The 18,081-nt window shown below is 57.6% G+C and carries 16 protein-coding genes and 1 pseudogene; 9 read left to right on the forward strand and 8 right to left on the reverse strand.

The features are described 5' to 3' along the window. The coding region (locus tag CO667_RS35675) for a hypothetical protein (RefSeq protein WP_210421756.1) at positions 1-364 on the forward strand (364 nt) is incomplete at its 5' end. A 474-nt stretch (positions 365-838) separates the two neighbouring features. Here the strand turns inward: CO667_RS35675 and CO667_RS36405 are convergent. The 7 genes from CO667_RS36405 to CO667_RS31230 all read right to left on the reverse strand — a co-directional run bounded on the left by CO667_RS36405 (position 839) and on the right by CO667_RS31230 (position 7,416). After that, positions 839-1,174, reverse strand: coding sequence for a hypothetical protein (locus CO667_RS36405; protein WP_097622024.1), 336 nt, complete (start codon positions 1,172-1,174; stop codon positions 839-841). A gap of 1,083 nt (positions 1,175-2,257) precedes the next feature. Beyond that, complete coding sequence (locus CO667_RS31210; RefSeq protein WP_097622025.1) at positions 2,258-3,322, reverse strand: LLM class flavin-dependent oxidoreductase; 1,065 nt, start codon at positions 3,320-3,322, stop codon at positions 2,258-2,260. Positions 3,323-3,590: 268 nt separating this feature from the next. Next, the gene (locus CO667_RS36280; RefSeq protein ID WP_275593060.1) at positions 3,591-3,677 is read right to left on the reverse strand and encodes a hypothetical protein; all 87 of its coding nucleotides are present in this window, start codon (positions 3,675-3,677) and stop codon (positions 3,591-3,593) included. Further along, positions 3,674-5,266, reverse strand: a complete 1,593-nt coding sequence (locus CO667_RS31215) for an SDR family oxidoreductase (RefSeq protein WP_245433383.1) — start codon at positions 5,264-5,266, stop codon at positions 3,674-3,676. Before CO667_RS31215 ends, CO667_RS36280 begins: the two co-directional genes overlap by 4 nt. Continuing rightward, complete coding sequence (locus CO667_RS31220; protein WP_097622026.1) at positions 5,205-5,759, reverse strand: nuclear transport factor 2 family protein; 555 nt, start codon at positions 5,757-5,759, stop codon at positions 5,205-5,207. Before CO667_RS31220 ends, CO667_RS31215 begins: the two co-directional genes overlap by 62 nt. A 203-nt stretch (positions 5,760-5,962) precedes the next feature. Next, positions 5,963-6,217 carry a ferredoxin gene (locus CO667_RS31225; RefSeq protein WP_007636857.1) on the reverse strand — a complete coding sequence of 85 codons (255 nt, stop codon included), beginning with the start codon at positions 6,215-6,217 and terminating at the stop codon, positions 5,963-5,965. Positions 6,218-6,237: 20 nt separating this feature from the next. After that, positions 6,238-7,416, reverse strand: coding sequence for a cytochrome P450 (locus tag CO667_RS31230; RefSeq protein WP_179874258.1), 1,179 nt, complete (start codon positions 7,414-7,416; stop codon positions 6,238-6,240). A 1,095-nt stretch (positions 7,417-8,511) separates the two neighbouring features. Between CO667_RS31230 and CO667_RS31235 the strand changes: the two genes are divergently transcribed. After that, the gene (locus tag CO667_RS31235; RefSeq protein WP_097622028.1) at positions 8,512-9,234 is read left to right on the forward strand and encodes a Crp/Fnr family transcriptional regulator; all 723 of its coding nucleotides are present in this window, start codon (positions 8,512-8,514) and stop codon (positions 9,232-9,234) included. A 79-nt stretch (positions 9,235-9,313) separates the two neighbouring features. Here the strand turns inward: CO667_RS31235 and CO667_RS36050 are convergent. Beyond that, positions 9,314-9,598 (reverse strand): annotated as a pseudogene (locus CO667_RS36050) (cobyrinic acid a,c-diamide synthase); the annotation flags it as partial. A gap of 521 nt (positions 9,599-10,119) precedes the next feature. On the opposite strand from CO667_RS36050, the gene CO667_RS31245 reads away from it, so the two are divergent. The 7 genes from CO667_RS31245 (at position 10,120) to CO667_RS31285 (ending at position 18,074) form a co-directional block, all read left to right on the forward strand. After that, positions 10,120-10,659 (forward strand): peroxiredoxin, encoded by a 540-nt coding sequence (locus tag CO667_RS31245; RefSeq protein ID WP_037080445.1) that lies wholly within the window; start codon positions 10,120-10,122, stop codon positions 10,657-10,659. Positions 10,660-10,733: 74 nt separating this feature from the next. Next, on the forward strand, positions 10,734-12,188 hold the full coding sequence (gene rpoN / locus CO667_RS31250; protein WP_097622029.1) for an RNA polymerase factor sigma-54: 1,455 nt from the start codon (positions 10,734-10,736) through the stop codon (positions 12,186-12,188). A 525-nt stretch (positions 12,189-12,713) separates the two neighbouring features. After that, positions 12,714-13,031: an iron-sulfur cluster assembly accessory protein gene (locus CO667_RS31260; protein WP_097622030.1), complete on the forward strand. Its 318-nt coding sequence runs from the start codon at positions 12,714-12,716 to the stop codon at positions 13,029-13,031. 961 nt (positions 13,032-13,992) lie between these two features. Further along, positions 13,993-15,189 carry a cysteine desulfurase NifS gene (gene nifS, locus CO667_RS31270; protein WP_097622032.1) on the forward strand — a complete coding sequence of 399 codons (1,197 nt, stop codon included), beginning with the start codon at positions 13,993-13,995 and terminating at the stop codon, positions 15,187-15,189. Positions 15,190-15,537: 348 nt separating this feature from the next. Further along, positions 15,538-15,921, forward strand: coding sequence for a nitrogenase stabilizing/protective protein NifW (nifW, locus tag CO667_RS31275; RefSeq protein ID WP_007636875.1), 384 nt, complete (start codon positions 15,538-15,540; stop codon positions 15,919-15,921). Between the two features lie 176 nt (positions 15,922-16,097). Continuing rightward, positions 16,098-16,949 (forward strand): electron transfer flavoprotein subunit beta/FixA family protein, encoded by an 852-nt coding sequence (locus CO667_RS31280; protein ID WP_097622033.1) that lies wholly within the window; start codon positions 16,098-16,100, stop codon positions 16,947-16,949. Between the two features lie 15 nt (positions 16,950-16,964). Continuing rightward, a complete protein-coding gene (locus tag CO667_RS31285) occupies positions 16,965-18,074 on the forward strand; it encodes an electron transfer flavoprotein subunit alpha/FixB family protein (RefSeq protein ID WP_097622034.1) in 1,110 nt (369 codons plus the stop codon). The last annotated feature ends 7 nt before the right edge of the window (positions 18,075-18,081 follow it).

The raw sequence follows: 18,081 nt of genomic DNA on the forward strand, positions 1-18,081 counted from the left end.
AGTAAAAGGCCGGCAGCTCGCGCCGCCTCCCAGGGCAGTCTTCAAAACCCGTGCCATGTGGGCCGATCGAGCCGAAGCAAAGGTCTTTTTGTTGGGTTTCAGGAAGTTAGCCCGAGCCAGCACAGGAAACTGGCCAACCAACCCTAATGTCGCCGACCGGACAAAGCCGACAGACGGTGTCGTAAGGGCATCACTTGCACCGCTCGGTCGACCGCGCGGCAGGGAGACCGCGACTATCAGCAGGATCAAACGAAGCTCCGAAAACTGGAGACATTCGCACATCCCTGTAGCCAAGAGAGAAATGGTGAAGCTTTCGATCCCGCAAAACGTCGAGGGCGATCAAATCGCGAACAGTATTGAATAGGCCCGTCTTTCGCCCGAGCTTCTTTCTTGAGTGGAAGACGCCTCGCGACTTGATCATCGGGCAGTTTCCGCCCCTTCCAGGTCGCCCACGAACGGTAAGCCCGCCAGGGAACGACAAACCTTCCGCAATATTGCTCGGCCCCAAACCGCTCAGGAATGGCGCGGAAGTGTTGCGCGGCTGCCCAGCCGGCGTGGACAAAAGAAACAAAGCCGGTCGCCCGGGCTACAGGGACTCGATCAACTGACTGCGAACTGCTGAATCTTTTGTTCGCATTGAGGAATCTGCGACACCCACTCTGGCGCTTGCTCGAGTCACCAGCTTGACCGACGACGGCCGCATTCGAGGACGAGTATCATTTCGTCGAACGCTCGTTGCGTGATCGCCCTTGATGAAAAACCCTTTTGCCAGTTCCAACGCCGCGGCCGGACATGGGGCAACCATTGCCCGATTGACCCCATCTCCAACTTAAGTGGCTCAGCTCTCTTCAATGAGCCCACAGCTGGCAAGGGCAGAGACGAAATCGTGAACGTCGCATTTGGTGACGTCATACCGTTCTGATTTAAGCTCGCTCAGTATCCTTGGTAGTGTATGCTCGCCGTCCAGTTTCGAAACCAAACCGGCGACCCAAGGCGGAGGAGATTGGATGATCTTTCTTGATTTCTGGGATTCCTTCCCGATCCAGATACTCCCGTCCTCGGCTACAAACACCTGATGAGAACGCTTTAATAACGGCTTAAAGTAGTGCACGAGGGACCTCACTCGGTACGAGGGGCGACATCGCAACTGAATTTGCAGCCGGGACAGACACACCGTCGCCCTTGTTGCAGTTTGGCGACTTCTTCGCCAATGGCAGAACGCGGTGGACGGTCCGAAACATAATGCCGTTCATGCTCTTTTCCTCCTCTTCGAGCCTTTCATTGGCCCAACCCATCGCTGGCGATTTTCATCCCTTAAGGCGGCTTCGGGAGGCCCATACGGTCGTATGAAGCCCACTTCACCTTACGGTCGACTCCGCGACCAATTGCTGACAAACAAAACTCCAATCCCTCGGCATGTGGGAGATCCAAAAATCGTGCCAGCTGCGAAAAGAGCCTAGGAAAAGTTTTCCTATTTGCTCGGGGCTTAAATGCAACTGCATCAACAGCGCCCGAACAATATCGTCGCGTTTCAACAAATCGGCAGCGCCGCATGCGCGCCAATCAACCGCAGACGAGGGAGAAAACTCCGAGCAGCTCCGGCGGTGTTCTGGTACTTGCGCACCTTCAGGCAGGCCCAAGCAGGACGGGCGGTTCTGGCTCCTCGCTGTTGCAATTGATCTATAACATTGGAGAAATTCACAATGAGCAGCCGCGCATGACGAATGTCGGAAATCGATTAAATGCAGTTTGGTCGGGACCATAGCGCCGGCCGGCCTGCGAATGACACAGTGTTGCAATGTGCGACCGCGGTCCGCCGCCAAACGCGAGCGGAGGTCGGCACTTCCGCATTTCTCGATTCGATTGACGCGATGTCCATCATTTCGTCTTCTCGGCGTGCCGCAACGGGAATAAGCCGAGAACGACCTTTTGGGCCCTGCCGCCATGCACGTAGGCAGCGTTCTTCTATTCATATTCTGTTTTGGCGAATCTCGCCGGAAACGGTGGACGTGTCGACCGCAGCGGGTAATCGAGAAGCCTGCCAGTGACTGCCAAGCGTGTTACGGTTGCAGCGGAAGGCCGGCCCATGAAGACCGACCAGAGGTCTCTTCGATCGGTGGGTGCCCGGGCAAGGGCCCTTGCGGTCGATGTCTTCGGGTCGAAGAGAAGGATCTCAGGGTCATCTGGCCTCGAGCAGGGATCTATTGCGGTTATCACCTTCGTAATTTGATCGCAGATTACAGCGTCCGAAAAGCGGTTATTCTGCCACGTCAGGCCGATGCCCAAGCGATTTGTTCACCTCCGGGATGATCTTGTCTCCCCAGAGCTCGATCTGCCGCAGCATCGTCTTCTGGTCGAAATCTCCCATTTGGGTCTGGATCGCGATCTGGGTTGGTTTCAAGATATCTATCTCTTCCAGTAGCCGATCGATGACGCGATTGACGCTACCAACCGGCAGGTTCTCGCGCATCGTCTCGAAGGAGAGGTCCTGGCGCGTCGGTGTTTCATGCAGCAGATAGCCATCCAGGCTTTGCTGGCGGCGCAGAAGCAATACTTCGGAAAGCCGCCGTTGGAAGCGGGCATTATCGAGATAGCTGTTGATCTCCGCCTCCTCATCGCTGGCATAGCAGCAGCGCAGCAGTGATATCTTCGCGTCCGAAACATTCTTCCCTTTAGAAATTGCGGCTTCTTCGATGCGTTCGCGCAACACGCTCAAACTGTCCAAGCCGTCGTGGAATGCTGTGATCAACAGATTGTGTCCCTCACGATAGGCCCGCCCCATGCTGTTTCCGGACGCCGTAGCGATCCAGATTGGCAGCATTGGCCTCTGGACCGAGCGGACGGAAATCGCTGTCGGGGGTATCTTTTCGAACCGTCCGTCGTGCTCAAAGATCCTCTGATTGAGACCCTTGACAAGAATGTCCAAACATTCCGAAAAAACAGCCGGCGCCTCTTCGACATTGACGCCGAAGCGCTCGAACTCAAACTGCTGGTATCCAGAGCCGACGCCGAGCTCGAGCCGGCCGTTGGAAACGATATCGGCCAATCCAATCTCGGAGAGCAGGCGAAGCGGTTGATAGAGCGGCAACACACAGACGGCGGTGCCGAGGCGAATGATGCTCGTCAGGGCGGCGCAGTGCGCCACCATCATCAAGGGCGACGGAACCAGGCTGTAATTGTTGAAGTGATGCTCGGCAAACCATGCAGTCTGGAAGCCAGCTTGCTCTGAAAGAACTACCTGTTCGATGGAGTTGCGGATGATCTCGTCGGACGATTGATGATAACCGCGCCGCGCGGCCAGGAGGAACGTTGCAAATTCCATGATGATTCCTTTGCGGCAAATTAGCGATCGGGGTTCGCCAACTAGAAGTGGCGTGTCGGTTATCCGCTCCTCACCCCGCTCGCCGACACGGCAAACTCAGAAAGCTCGAACGCGGCCGTCTGTTTTGCTTCTCGATGAATGTAGTGCCTCGATCGGGAGCGCTTTGGGAGCATCGTGCGCCGGAGCTGCTCTCCTACGACATTGTCGGCTCCGATGGAGCCGCAGCCGGCCGTTTGGTGGATAGTCGACGATCATTGTGCAGCCTCCGCTAAATGTTTTGATGAAGTTCGCCGGCAAATGCCGCATCCCCGGCCGAGGTCCACCCGCCGTCAACGTAAAGGGTAGAGCCGGTCACGTACGATGCGTCAGACGATGCAAGGAAGAACGCTGGTCAGCGACGTCTTCCGGCCGTCCCATCCTTCCCATCGGGATGCGCCGCCTGATTGCTTTCGGATCGACGTGGCCGAGCTTTTCCATCTTCGCGACGGCAGGCGTGTGTATGTAGCCAGGCGCGACGGTGGCTGTGCGAATGCCAACCGGACCAAGTTCGGCCGCCATGCGTCGCGTCAGGATTTCCATGCCCGCTCCGAAAGCATCGTAGGCGTGGCGCGGTGCAAAGGGCAGTAATGTGTTGTTTGGTCCCAGATTTAAGATAAGGTTTCCCCGACGCATTACCTTGATCGCCTCGCGCGCGCAGGTGAAGGCGCCGGTGAGTGCGGGCTCGATCTCTGTCGGCATTTGTTCGACCTCTAACACATGATAGTTGGCCGCATTATTGACGAGGACGTCTAGCCGGCCGAAGTGCCTTCGCAATTCCTCGAACAGCGCCACCACGTTTCGACGGCGATGTCCACGGACCTCGCGATATGCTTGCCACCGAGGAAATCGGCAAGCTCTGCCGCTGCAGCGCCATCTTTGTCGGCAATTACAAGCGTCGCCGTTTTCCGCAAAGCGGCGCGCAACGGCAGCGCCTATGCAGTCCGCCCCGCCGATGACAAGCGCAATTCGCGCGGTGGAGTGCTCGGCAGGAGGGAAGAGTTCGGCTCGTGGCGTCCCGGGCACTGGCGGGTGCGCCTCGCCCGGTTGATTAGACGATCTCCAGCCACCGTCGACGGTCAGCACCGACCCGGTGATGTAACTCGCTTGCGCGCTGGCGAGAAAGCGCACCGCCCGGGCAATTTCGTCTGGACGCACCACGCGACCCATTGGCACCCGGCTGCGCACCGCGGCGAGGTCTATCTTGCCCGCGCGTTCAAGTTCCGAAACCATCGGCGTGCGTACGTACCCAGGTGCTACCGCCGCAACGCGGATGCCGCACGATGCAAACTGCCATGACAGCGATTTCGTGAACGAGATCAGGCCTGCCTTCGAGGCAGCGTAGGCGTTGCGTTTGGGATTGCCGAGCACGCCTGCCAGCGAGGCGACATTGACGATGACAGCGCCTGAGCCTATCCGTCCCGCTACTTCGCGGGCCATTGCAATGGGCCCAATCAGATTTACTGCCAAGATGCGTCGGAAGCCGTCGATAGTCGTATCAACGGTCGCAGCCATAGTAGGGCCTATGGCCGCGTTGTTGACGAGCACACCGATATGCCCGAATTGTCGTTCGATCCGATCATAAAGCGCAGGGATATCCTCCTCTCGCGAGACATCGAACTCTAGCCCAAGATGGGCGGGCCCGAGACCACGGGCCAGTTCAAGCACGCCGCTGCCAGGCAGGTCCACGGCGACGACAGTATCCCCGCCTGCGGCAAGAGTGTCCACCAGGGCATGGCCTATCCCGCCTGCAGCGCCTGTGATGATGACGATACGTCCGGCTTGTTTCATGAGATAAAAGTTCCCTGACCAACGTTGACGATCTCGAGGCATGAATCCTAATCGATCAAGCCTCACTTTCATCTTCTTGAAGGAATGCAGTCTTCCTAAATGCGTAGACGGGGTCATCGGGACATGATGCTCCGATCGGCTGCCGGCGGCCGAACTGCTCAGTCTCGGATGCCGCGGCCAAGATCTGCTCCTCGACCAGATCATAGACCACCGTCCGTTCGGCAATTCTCCAATCCCCTCCCTTTTTCAGGAACAGATCGCAATAGCGGCCGCAGATCAGGGCCTGACTTAGCGTCCCGGCCTTGTCCGGTGCGCGTTGCAGTGCGGCGAAGTAACTTTCGACGGCGGCTTTTTCCGGGCTGCTGAACTCAATCAGAATGTTCGTGATTTGATGGATGTTGCGCGGTCCCGTCTTAAAGATACCGAGGGCGAACTCGATGAAGCCCTCGGCCGAACCGGAATAGGCCCCGTGATTGTCACGTGCATCGGGCCAGTAGGAACTGCGCAGCGCCCCTTCATCGGCGCGGTCTATCCCGCGGCAATACCGATAGAGGCAGTCGCGGATCGCCTCGCGGTCGAGCAATTCGGTAATTTTTTTTTTGTGTTTCATCGCTTATCGCACATCTGATATCGGGGGCGCTTACCAATCCGGTGACGCAGCCAGCTTTCAACTGCTCGGCTGACGTAAGGAAAACCCTCTCTCTGCTTGGGCATGCATGTAAACAACTGCCCTAGAAGTAGACACCACTGGGAGAGCTGCGGGTAAGGTGTTTGGACAGCGACGGCGCCGTCATGCACCAGTTACGTTGCGTTTCAACCCCCACAATGTTGGTTGAACAAAAGGCGATCAAGCAACGCATCGGAAGTGCAATCTATCTCCAGCGCACGTTCGGGGCAGGATCGAGCGCCTCGCGATGCGAACAATTCGTCCTTCTCCTCAACATCGATTGCACCGGGGAGTATGTATCCCTCGTCGTCAAGATTGAATATTTCGGGCGCTTGGGCCCAACATCTTGCATGACCTTGGCATTTGGCAGTGTGTACTATGATGCGCATGCGGTACTCCATGTCTTTCCTCCTCTCAATTATCAGGACCAGTCCAGGATCAGATTCTCCATTCCAAACACGTGGCCACCATAGGTGATGGGCGCGGTACCATCCTTGATACGGAAGTCAGGAATGCGGGACAGCCACTCCTCCAGGGCGATGACGATCTCCTGCCGGGCAAGGTGTGATCCAAGACAACGATGGGGACCGTACGCAAAAGCGGTGTGGCGATTGTCTTCTCGTGCCAAATCGATCGTGTTCGGATGCTCGAATTCCGCCGGATCACGATTGGCAATCATTGTGGCGCAGGAAACGAAGTCCCCCTTACGGATCGGCGCGCCTTCGAAATTGATATCTTTCGTTGCCACACGGATCATCTGCACGGTCGAATAGGCGCGAAGCAATTCTTCGGCTGCGAGCACGATTCGATCCGGTTTACTCCGCAGCAATTCCTGTTCTTTGGGATTGCGCGCGAGATAGGCGAGGTCAAAGCCTATCGCCGTTGCGACCGTGTCCAGTCCGGCGACGAATAGGAGCACGCCAATACCATGGATTTCCTCGTCTCTCAACGCGCGGCCATCGACCTTTGCCTGCACGACCAAGGTCATGAAATCGTCGGTCGGTTCTTTGCGGCGCATGGCTGCGAGTTCATCGATGAACGCCAGAATCGTCCGGGCGGCTGCGGTTCGTTTGATGCCGTCGCCGTGAAGCAGGTCCCTCCCCCAGCCCACAAATGTATCGAGGCGCTCATCGGATAAGCCGAGCAAACGGAGGGAGATACTAACCGCAAAAGGAAAGGCGAAGTCGGTCAAGACGTCGCAGCTTGTGCTCGACGCGGAAATCTTGGAAATCAGCGCAATCGCCCGATCACGGACAGCCGGTTCAAGCTCCATTATCCGCTTGGGCGAAAGCAGCGGATTGAGTAGCGAGCGAAACACGCTGTGAGCCGGTGGGTCGAGTTCAAGCGGGATCAACGGCCAGTTTTCGCCAAGGGCCGACGCGAAAAGGCTCCGATGGCTGGAAAAGGTTCCGGTGTCCTGCAGCAATTTGCGTTGGTCCTGGGCGCGCGTAATGACCCAAGTACCTCGTCCATCGCGCGTATTGCAGGGAGAATAAAAGATCCGCGGCCCATTATGGAGGCAAGCGACAGCTGCGTGCGGATCCCCGTTTGGCATGCGCTCCATGCCGGGCGACGTGAACAGGCTGAAGTCCTTCACCATTTCGGGAGGGACATGTTCTGGAACCCGAATGGTAACCACTGCTTTTCTCCTGCCGTCAAAGACCCTTCGCCGAAAACGAATTTTCCTCGCAGAGGAAACGAGAAAAATCGTGGAGCGCCAGACTACCAACTTCCGCAGCGTGACGCGCCGATAACATGCGATGCAGCGATCAGATCGTCGTGCGGCTCGAAACTCACGCTGGGTTTTGGCCGAAGTCGAAATTCTTAGATGTCTCGCCCGGCTTGCCGGTCGACATCCGAATTTCACGAGGTTCCTCTCTTTCGGTGGAATGCGATCTGAGCAAAACATACATTTTGATTTCATTCGCTCCATGGCGGCCACCAAAGAATGAGTACCGGCCGACAGCTCTTGCCGCCCCGCAAGAACTTCCAAGGTTCGTGCCAATTTGATTGATTTGGCCGGCAAAAAGTTTTTTTGATTGCTTTCCCAGCTATTTAGCTTGAGCCAGAACAAAGATTGGCTGCTCAGGCCCGTGTCGCGTATCTAACAAAATCCGACATCAGGTGTCGGATACCATTTATTCAAGCGCGACTAATTTTCCGGCCACCACAGCCGGCAGTCAGAGACCTGCAGCGCGATGCATAACGATGCGCTGATGTACAGCGATGCAGTGGGATAGCTTGAGGGTGTGGTAGCTTTGAATTGCGGCATCGAGCTAAGCGGCCGAATTCCGGGGAACAGCTCGACGCGTGCAACTCCTCTGTCCTAGGATATCAGTTCTACCAGCCCCGACGACGCCACCCTGAGAGGACATCGCGGCGGCAATTTGCCGATTGGGTGTTGCCCAACAGCAATGGAATGGTGGCCTTTGCCGTCAGCCGAAACGGGAGGCGATGCCGCAGAAAGCCCGCCCAGCCGGCGGGGCGAAGATGCCGTCCGAATAAAATGCACAAGCGGCCCTGCCTCGCACGGCAAGAGCGTAGGTATGAAGACTTGATCTGGATCAAATCGCAATCCCAATGAAATTGATAGGCATCAAAGACGCGCTGGAAGAAATCGGGATAGCCGAAGTCGCAACGACCGCGTAGTCGTCTCGGCATGCCCGGCATATGCGGTTTTCGAAGGGATCAGGACATGGACGTCGCACGCAGTGAGGTTCTCGAGATTGGCACTTCCGTCGCTTGCCGTTCCTGCCAGGCGCGGCACGGCGTCGTTTGCGGCGCCTTGTCGGCTGGCCAGCTTAGCGAACTCGGCCGCCACTCGCTGCGCCGCAAGGTCGATGCGGGCTGCGAGATCATCGCACAAGGGTCGGAAAACTCTTTCTATTCGAACATCATGCGCGGCGTGGTGAAGCTCTGCAAGGTGATGCCGGACGGGCGCCAGCAGATCGTTGGCCTGCAATTCGCCCCCGATTTCGTCGGCCGGCCCTTCGTGCGTGAAAGCACGCTGTCGGCCGAGGCCGCGACCGACGCGGAGATCTGCGTGTTCCCCCGCAATTTGCTCGAACGCATGATATTGGAGACCAGGGAATTGCAGCGTAGCCTGCACGCTCAGGCGCTGATCGAGCTGGATGCCGCGCGCGAATGGATGCTGACGCTCGGCCGGCGGACCGCCGAGGAGAAGGTCGCAAGCCTGCTCCACCTCATTGCCGCCCACGCCGAGACGGCGACGGCGACGAGCACCGCCTTCGACCTGTCGCTATCGCGCGCCGAAATCGCCGATTTCCTCGGGCTGACGATCGAAACCGTCAGCCGCCAGCTGACCCGGCTGCGCAAAAGCGGCGTCATCCGCATCGAGAACATCCGGCATATCACCGTGCCCGACATGGATGCGCTCGCAAAGAAAATCAGCGGGTAATTACCACCCGCATATTGGCAGGGCCGGCTTGGCGCCAGTGTAAAGAACTGGGCCGCATTGTCGGGATGCAGACGGACGTGCCGCGCGCCGCCACATCGAGCATTCCGGCACAAAACTTTTAGTCCCGGAGCCGCCGGCTTGCAACTCGGGATAGCCGCCGGGCAGGTAGATGGCATCGCCATCGGCGGCCGGCGTCGCCAGCGAGCGGTGAGAGGAGCAAAATCTCAGCCCCGCGGCGCCGCCAGCCGAGCAACATATGCTCGTAGGCCAAAGACTACATCGCGCGCCACGGCGACCCGGGTGCCGATCGGCATCAGCCGATCGATATTGGCGGCTGCGAGCTCTTCACGCCGCGCCCTGCGATATTGGCCATCGCCGTCTGCGTGACGAAATCATCGGAGCAAGTCGCGTGCCTATGCACCGTTTGCGTTTCACCATTTTCGATGCACGGTCCGAGCCTGGCGACCCCTTTTTGTCGGGCCTCAAACATTCTTGTCCAGTTTCAGACAAGAAAAGGTGCGCGGGTAGACACACGCACGAGCAGAACCTCAAACACCGTGACCCGCGCCGGCTTCGTTTCCCGCCGCGACCGGATCGGCGGGCAGCATGCTAAAGTTCTGGTAGGCGGCAGAGACCCTGATCGAGATGCGGTCGGAAGTAGCCAACACAGCGCCCTGCCGTCAGCGCGGGACAAAGGCTTCACAATTCACCTTGCCCGCATAGGCAAGCGCTCGAATACGGCGACGAAGGCTCTGTGCTGACCGCAAGTCCAGTTCCTTCAGGTCAAATGGCATGACGCTTGCTCCCCCGGCGTGTGGGCCGAGGTCGGATTTGTTAGCCGTGACCGAGAGGCCGCACATAAATCTTCCTAGAGGAGCTTCATTGATGACCATGGAAAAGCAGGTCCCTATTGTCACCTTTCGCACGCGGGTTCGCGACGAGTCTATATCCGGTCCCAACCCCTACCGCTGGGAAGACAAGACAACCGACGACTATTTCAGCGGTAAGCGGGTAATCCTTTTTTCCCTGCCAGGCGCCTTCACCCCCACCTGCTCCACTTTCCAACTGCCCGATTTCGAAAGTCTCTATGTCGAGTTTAAGAAGAAGGGCATTGACGAAATCTACTGTCTCTCCGTCAACGATGCCTTCGTCATGAATGCTTGGGGCAAGGCCCAGGGGCTGAAAAATGTCAAGCTTATCCCGGACGGCTCGGGAGAATTCACTCGCAAAATGGGTATGCTCGTCGCCAAGGACAATCTCGGATTCGGTCTGCGCTCCTGGCGCTACGCTGCCGTGATCAATAATGGCGTCGTGGAGGAGTGGTTCGAGGAGGAAGGCTTTGGCGACAACTGCGCAACCGATCCGTATGGCGTCTCTTCACCGCAAAACATTTTGAAATGCCTCAAGACCCCAGCCTTCGCATGAGCAGAGAAGCCAACGGCCAGCAGCTACCACTTGTCGCGCACACCTGCGCCGAACGATAGGAGTTTGCTCGAACCATGAAGTCCTTTACAAGCCTTCATCAGCGTCAGCAGCAATCGCTGGTTATTACGCCCCAGCTCATCGAGTCTATTCGCATGCTGCAGCTAGCGCACACCGAACTGAATCAATTCGTGGAACAGGAAATCGAGAAGAACCCATTTCTCGACCTAGCGTCGAATGACAGCGGGGCTTCTGGCGACGTATCGCCGACTGTGGCGGATAATCAAAATATCAGCGCGCGCGAAGACCACGTTGATGGGCCGGCCAGGACGGACATGCCTGAGCTGTCGAGTCCCTGGAAATCAATCCGCGACACAGGCAACCTTTCGCCGGGGGAAAGGCCTTCTCTGGATGAGTTCGCCGCCTCGACTGAGACATTGCACGAACATGTCGCCCATCAGATCGCCCTCACCGCCTTCACACCCCAGGAGCGGCTGATTGCTGGCGCGCTTGCCGATCATCTGAATGACACTGGGTATCTGCAAGTGAACCTTCTGGAGCTAGCAGAGAGGCTAAATAGCCCTGAGGCTAGAGTGAAACTGGTTCTTGAGGCTTTGCAGCTATTTGACCCACCGGGCATTTTTGCGCGAAGTCTGAGCGAATGCCTCGAGATTCAGCTGCGCCAGCGAGACCGGTTCGACCCGGCCATGGCAGCTCTGGTCGCAAATCTCGAGTTGCTTGCGCGACGCGATTTTCGAGCACTGAAGCGACGTTGCCGGGTCGATGAAGACGATCTTCTCGATATGTTGAACGAAATCCGTGCCCTTGACCCAAAGCCTGGGAACCAGTTCCAGTCCGCAGGGTCGGAATCCATCATACCCGACGTCTTCGTCCTGCCCTCGCCGGGAGGCGGATGGCAAGTCGAACTTAATCGGGAGGTTCTGCCCAAGGTACTGATCAACCAAACCTATTTTGCGCAAGTTACTCGCCTAACCGCCCAAAGTTCGAAAGATCAGTCGTTCCTCAACGAATGCTTCCAGAACGCGAGCTGGTTGGTTCGGAGTCTCGATCAGCGCGCCACGACAATCCTCAAGGTGGCAACCGAAATCGTGCGCCACCAGGATGTCTTTCTGGAAGATGGCATTGCCCATCTTCGGCCTCTCAATCTTAAGACCATCGCTGACGCGATCGACATGCACGAGTCCACTGTAAGTCGGGTGACGTCGAACAAATATATTCTCACGCCCCGCGGCGTGTTCGAACTCAAATATTTTTTCACAGTTGCGATCCCCTCCTCACAAGGCGGTGACGCGCACTCGGCCGAAGCTGTGCGCCATCAGATTAGGGCAATTATTGCCGCAGAAACGCTCGATAATGTGCTGTCCGACGATGGCATCGTTGCGAGGCTCAAGGAAACTGGCGTCGACATTGCTCGCCGCACAGTCGCCAAATATCGCGAGGCGATGAACATCCCCTCGTCCGCGCAACGCCGGCGGGAGAAACGGTTTGTACTAGCGGCCGCGGAGGGATAACGGCCTTCGTACCATGGGTCACGCCCTTCCCACAATCCGCAAACCTGAGGCACATGTGACATCATGCTCTGGTCCTTCTCCATAGATCGATTTGATATGGGCTGGCGACCGCAGCCTCGTCACGGGGAGCTTCAAAAGTTGTGCCGGCTGCTTAAGAAATTCTAGAAAAGACTAGATGTCTGTTCCATAGCTCAAGCGCTTTGGCGGCTAAGCGGTTAATCACGAAGCTCGTGTCGAATTTTGATGTCGCGCAATCGACAAATCTGAAAGTAGTTGTCGGCTCCCATTCATTTTCCGCCGAACCGCTAAAATTTCGGTGCGGCGGCAACGAGAGCCTCAACCGGAAATGACAAACGGAGAGACGCGGGCAGACGTTCTGGAGTTGACGCGTTTTCGGGATGTCCGATGTTCGACGACGCAGGAATACAACACACGGGCCGGTGGAGCTCTTGGTCTTCCTCACCGCTTGGCACGGTGCATGCACGGTAATCCGAAATGCGCCATCGAACAGAAAGGAATCATCCCATGATCAAGCTCACAGAGAATGCCGCTGCCATCATGAACGTCGCGCTTTCCCGAGCCGAGCAGGCGGAAGGCTTTCGCATCGCGGTCGAGGCAGGTGGGTGCGCCGGCTACAAATACCTGGTGGGGCTGGAGAGCGTCCAGGGCCAGGGCGACGCGGTGATCGAAACAGATGGGGTCAAGGTGTTCGTTGACGCCGGCTCCCAAGCACACATCAAGGGCATGACGATCGACTTTGTGACGGGGCCTGAATCCTCCGGTTTTGTCTTCGACAATCCCAATGCGCAACAAAAGTGCACATGCGGCAAATCTTTCGGCTGATCACCGGGAAAGGGAGAGAGCCCATGTGGAATTATAGCGAAACGGTCATGATTTCCTTGTTCAATCAGAAGAACGACGGCATGCAGGAAAATCCCGTCATTGAGACCGGGGCAGCCGATCGTAGAGGGCCTGAATTGATCATCGGAGTCGACCCAAAGGTGGAAGCGTTTTCGGTGACACCGTCGTCCTTGCGTGGCAACCCAGCGACCGCCTCCTCGTCAGCGCTGGCCGAACTCATAACCCGAAAGCCCGCTGATAGAGCGCCTCGGACCGTCCGTCAGGAGACAGCAGGCTTTTTAGACTGTTTGCTGCCGGAGAAAAACGTCTGCTCATCCACGGATTATCCTGAGGCAGCAAAATTTCGTGGCGGACATCCGGGCAAGGATTACGAAGGTGACGCCCCATCTTCAAACAGTTCCGTGCCGATGAAGGGTGAGCGAAGAAGCGTGCGTGTCAAGAAGCTCGATTTCATGACCAAGTCGCTCACTTCGCTAGGTTTGGCTGTAGCCGGACGACACTCGTCCAAGCCGTCGAAGACGTGTCAGGGGTTTATACTGTACTGGTCGTCGAAAGCCTCGTTCCGGCAGAAGAGGACCATCAGACCGCCACAACAGAAATCTGAGGCCTTGAGAAGTTGGCAGGGTCGAACTCGATGTTGTAGCCGACAATCGCGTCGGGCAGGAGCAAAAAATCGCCGCCGCCTGCAACAGTTCAGTTCTCAGCGACAAGCTAGGCTGACGACCCACCTAGTTAAGCCGCCGCGGCGAATCCAGCCATTGGAAACGGCGCGAGCGCAAAGCGTTCCTCCCTTTCTGCTGATAGCGGCGATGCGACATTATCGACGCCAACGAGATCGCGAGACGCGCCTTCCAGCCCGCGCTGGCTGCCCGAGGCCAGAAAACAACAGCATGTACAAGACGCTGAAGCATTATCACCGCGTCCCCTCAGTCGAGATTGACCCATGAGAGCGATCTATCTCGACAATAATGCAACGACCAGGGTCGATCCTGAAGTGGTTGAAGCCATGCTGCCGTTCTTTGCGGATCAGTTTGGAAACCCTTCGTCGGCACACGCTTTTGGCTCCTCCATCCGCGAGGCGGTGAGGAAGGCGCGCCGGCAATTGCAAGCGCTGATCGGCGCCGAGTTCGATTATGAGATCGTGTTCACCTCGGGGGGGACGGAAAGCGACAATACAGCGATCATTTCGGCGCTGGAGGTGATGCCTGAGCGCACAGAGATCGTGACCTCCGCAGTCGAGCATTCAGCGGTGCTGACACTCTGCGGCCATCTGGAGAAGACGCGCGGCGTGAAGGTACACAGGATCCCAGTGGATCGGCATGGACGTCTCGATCTTGACGCCTACGAGAACGCCCTCACTCATCGCGTAGCGATTGTTTCGATCATGTGGGCGAACAACGAGACGGGAACCATTTTTCCGGTCGCTAAGCTTGCCGACATGGCCAAGAGGATCGGTGCACTTTTCCACACGGACGCGGTCCAGGCGGTCGGTAAGGTTCCAATGAACCTCCAACCTACTGCAATCGACATGCTGTCGTTGTCCGGACACAAATTCCATGGACCAAAAGGAATCGGCGCACTCTATCTTAGACGGGGCGTATCTTTCTCCTCACTGGTCAAGGGAGGTCATCAGGAGCGCGACCGACGCGCAGGGACAGAAAATACGGCCGGGATTGTAGGTTTAGGCAAGGCTGCCGAACTCGCCTTGAAATCAATGGACGACGAGACGACCCGATTAAGGTCGCTCCGAGATCGATTGGAGAACGGCATCGTCCAGCGTGTTCCAGGCGCCTTCGTAACCGGCGATCGGCTTAAGAGGTTGCCAAACACGGCGAACATCGCCTTTCAACGTGTCGAAGGCGACAGTATGCTCCTTCTTCTCAATCGCTATGGCATCGCCTGCTCTTCCGGGTCTGCCTGCTCCTCCGGTTCGCTGGAGCCGAGCCATGTCTTGAGGGCAATGGACATCCCTCATGCCGTGGCGCACGGAACAATCCGCTTCTCGTTCTCGCGCGATAACTGTGAGGAGGATGTCGACCGGGTGCTCGAAGTTTTACCTGGCATCGTTGAGAAGCTGCGGAGCCAATCCCGTTCCGGCCACGTGGCCGACACGAGCAGCCGGGTTCGTTCAGGGGAGTAGTAGCAGGCACGCTCATGAAACGGCAATTCCTTCTCACCGATACGACCTGCATTACGGCGAACCTTCACCGGCATCGTATGAATGATCAGAGAAAAGCTGGGGCTCGTTCAGTCACACAGATCGCCGGTTCACCGCCAATGCGTGTTCATGAGGGCGTCCCGCGCCACATCATCTTATTGGATCTCTCGACACCATCGGTGGATCGATTTCGACCACCAGCCTATGCCGATTCCAGTAGCAACGCGACTGCCTTGCGGGAAACCGCGTCGAACCGCGCATTCCGTATGTTGCAGTTTAAGCTACGGGAGAACGGTCTCGAGATCACCGCTCACGACAAGGGGAAATCTTATGTGCCGTTGCTCCGCTGACAGCAGTCCCATCAATGTCGAGGATATCCTCAATCGGCTGAAATGTCTCTCAGCTGCGGAGGAGTTCTTCGCAGCCCTCGGGGTCCGCTATGACCCGAAGGTTCTCGATGTCTCACGACTCCATATCATGAAGCGTATGGGCCAATACCTCGCGGCAGAGGACTTCTCCCATCTCCCTGACCAGGTAATCGCTGCTCGTGCCCGTGCCATACTGGAAAGGGCCTACTGTGATTTCGCCACCTCCGCGCCGCTCACGCACCGGGTCTTCAAGGTGCTCAGGGACCACAATCCGGACAGACCTGTCACACCCGGCCGCACCATTATCCCGTTGGACTCCTTCCTGAAGCCGTTCGAAAAGGAATGAGCACGGTTGCGACACGACAATGTCGGGAAGCCTACAATTCAGTCATATGCTAGCAACGCCGGAATTAAAGCCGTTTCAAGGGGATAGCGAATGCCAAACGGTTGGCACGAATGATGCACGCAAGCATATGTACTGACAAGCCGGCCACCCATAGAGGGAGGGAGTAAGAAACCGCCATGCACATAGTTATCTGTATCAAACAGGTACCGGACTCCGCACAAATACGAGTGCATCCGGTGACGAACACAATCATGCGTCAGGGGGTGCCAACCATCATCAACCCCTATGATCTGTTCGCCCTTGAGGAGGCACTCCAGTTGCGCGACCGCCATGGAGGCGAGGTGACCGTGCTCACCATGGGGCCGCCCATGGCAGAGGACGCGTTGCGCAAGGCGCTCACTTACGGCGCCGACCGCGCCGTACTCTTGACCGACCGTCATTTTGCCGGCTCCGACACTCTGGCAACCTCGTTTGCTCTTTCGCAAGCCATCGCGAAGATCGGAGAGGCCTTCGGTACGCCCGATATCGTCTTTACGGGCAAACAGACCATCGACGGCGATACCGCCCAGGTTGGGCCTGGCATCGCCAAGCGCCTGGACCTCCTGCAGCTCACCTACGTGGCGAAAATCGTCTCTGTCGACATCAATGGGCGCGAGATTACGGTGGAGCGCCGCTCGGAAGGGGGCACGCAGACGCTGTTGAGCAAGCTCCCTTGCCTGATTACAATGCTCGAAGGCACAAACGAAATCCGCCGCGGCTCGTTCGATGACGCGCTACGGGCCGCGCGCAGCCAGATCGTGAAGTGGAATGCGGCCGACGCTGGCATAGAGGACCTCACCAAGTGCGGCCTGCGTGGCTCGCCAACCGTCGTTAAGAGGGTCTTTGCCCCTCCTGAGCGGCCGGAAAAGGCGGAGCAGATCGATACCGCGGAAAAAACGCCGCGCGATCTCGCGGAGGAGTTGATCGCTGGGATCTTTTTGCGCCAGCCGGCGCTCGAAAGCGAACTCGCCTTTGACGGCGAAGCGTAAAGGCAAGGAGCGACGATGTTGAGCACGAATCGAGAGAGCCCTCCTCCAGCCGTTGGCCGTGCCGCCATGAAAAAAGAGCTGCCCGATCAGTTTAAGGACCATCGGCACGTTTGGGTCTTCATCGAGCTGGAGCGCGACCAGGTCCATCCCGTCTCCTTCGAGCTGCTCGGCGAAGGCCGCAAACTCGCCGACAAGCTGGGCGTCCAGCTTGCCGGCGTCGTTCTCGGACCGCCGGAAGAGGCCACGTGGTTTGCCGTCGCCGAGGCTTTTGCATATGGCGCCGACCTTGCCTACCTCATCGAGGCCCCACTGCTCGCCGACTATCGAAACGAGCCCTTCACCAAAGCATTGACGGATCTGGTTACTAACTACAAACCGGAAATCCTTCTTTTAGGGGCAACGACGCTCGGGCGCGACCTTGCCGGTTCCGTGGCGACGACCTTGTTGACAGGGCTCACGGCGGATTGCACCGAACTTGATGTGGATGCGGACGGCTCGCTTGCGGCGACCCGGCCAACTTTCGGCGGCTCCTTGCTGTGCACGATCTACACGCTCAACTGCCGGCCGCAGATGGCAACGGTTCGTCCGAGGGTCATGGCCATGCCGCCGCGCGGAAATAATAAGATCGGACGCGTCATTCGACACAAAGTGTCGATGATCGAGGAAGAGATCGTCACTAAGGTCCTCGGTTTCTTGTCTGATGGTCAGTCGGAGACGGCGAATCTCGCCTATGCGGATGTCGTGGTTGCTGGAGGCCTCGGTCTCGGCGCGATGGAGAACGTGAAGCTTATGAAGAAACTCGCGCGGACGATCGGGGCCGATTATGGCTGTTCGCGCCCCCTCGTCCAAAAGGGCTGGATGCCTGCTGATCGGCAGATCGGCCAAACTGGCAAAACTATCCGGCCGAAGCTCTACATAGCGGCCGGCATTTCCGGCGCCATCCAGCATCGCGTTGGCGTCGAGGGAGCTGATCTTATTTTAGCCATTAACACCGATCCTAACGCGCCGATTTTTGATTTCGCTCACCTTGGCGTGGTCACCGATGCGATCCGTTTACTGCCGTCATTGACGGAACTATTCACCCATCGACTGTCGCCGCACAGTCGCGATAAGCTTGCAAACTGAGGGCGCC

This window comes from Rhizobium sp. L43, assembly GCF_002531725.1.
Classification (GTDB): domain Bacteria; phylum Pseudomonadota; class Alphaproteobacteria; order Rhizobiales; family Rhizobiaceae; genus Rhizobium.

Excerpts from the sequence above, each read along its gene's own strand:
- CO667_RS31210 (WP_097622025.1), bottom strand. The coding sequence starts at position 3,322 with ATGGAATTTGCAACGTTCCTCCTGGCCGCGCGGCGCGGTTATCATCAA.
- CO667_RS31215 (WP_245433383.1), bottom strand. The coding sequence starts at position 5,266 with ATGACCCCGTCTACGCATTTAGGAAGACTGCATTCCTTCAAGAAGATG.
- CO667_RS31220 (WP_097622026.1), bottom strand. The coding sequence starts at position 5,759 with ATGAAACACAAAAAAAAAATTACCGAATTGCTCGACCGCGAGGCGATC.
- CO667_RS31225 (WP_007636857.1), bottom strand. The coding sequence starts at position 6,217 with ATGGAGTACCGCATGCGCATCATAGTACACACTGCCAAATGCCAAGGT.
- CO667_RS31230 (WP_179874258.1), bottom strand. The coding sequence starts at position 7,416 with ATGGTGAAGGACTTCAGCCTGTTCACGTCGCCCGGCATGGAGCGCATG.
- CO667_RS31235 (WP_097622028.1), top strand. The coding sequence starts at position 8,512 with ATGGACGTCGCACGCAGTGAGGTTCTCGAGATTGGCACTTCCGTCGCT.
- CO667_RS31245 (WP_037080445.1), top strand. The coding sequence starts at position 10,120 with ATGACCATGGAAAAGCAGGTCCCTATTGTCACCTTTCGCACGCGGGTT.
- rpoN (WP_097622029.1), top strand. The coding sequence starts at position 10,734 with ATGAAGTCCTTTACAAGCCTTCATCAGCGTCAGCAGCAATCGCTGGTT.
- CO667_RS31260 (WP_097622030.1), top strand. The coding sequence starts at position 12,714 with ATGATCAAGCTCACAGAGAATGCCGCTGCCATCATGAACGTCGCGCTT.
- nifS (WP_097622032.1), top strand. The coding sequence starts at position 13,993 with ATGAGAGCGATCTATCTCGACAATAATGCAACGACCAGGGTCGATCCT.
- nifW (WP_007636875.1), top strand. The coding sequence starts at position 15,538 with ATGTGCCGTTGCTCCGCTGACAGCAGTCCCATCAATGTCGAGGATATC.
- CO667_RS31280 (WP_097622033.1), top strand. The coding sequence starts at position 16,098 with ATGCACATAGTTATCTGTATCAAACAGGTACCGGACTCCGCACAAATA.
- CO667_RS31285 (WP_097622034.1), top strand. The coding sequence starts at position 16,965 with ATGTTGAGCACGAATCGAGAGAGCCCTCCTCCAGCCGTTGGCCGTGCC.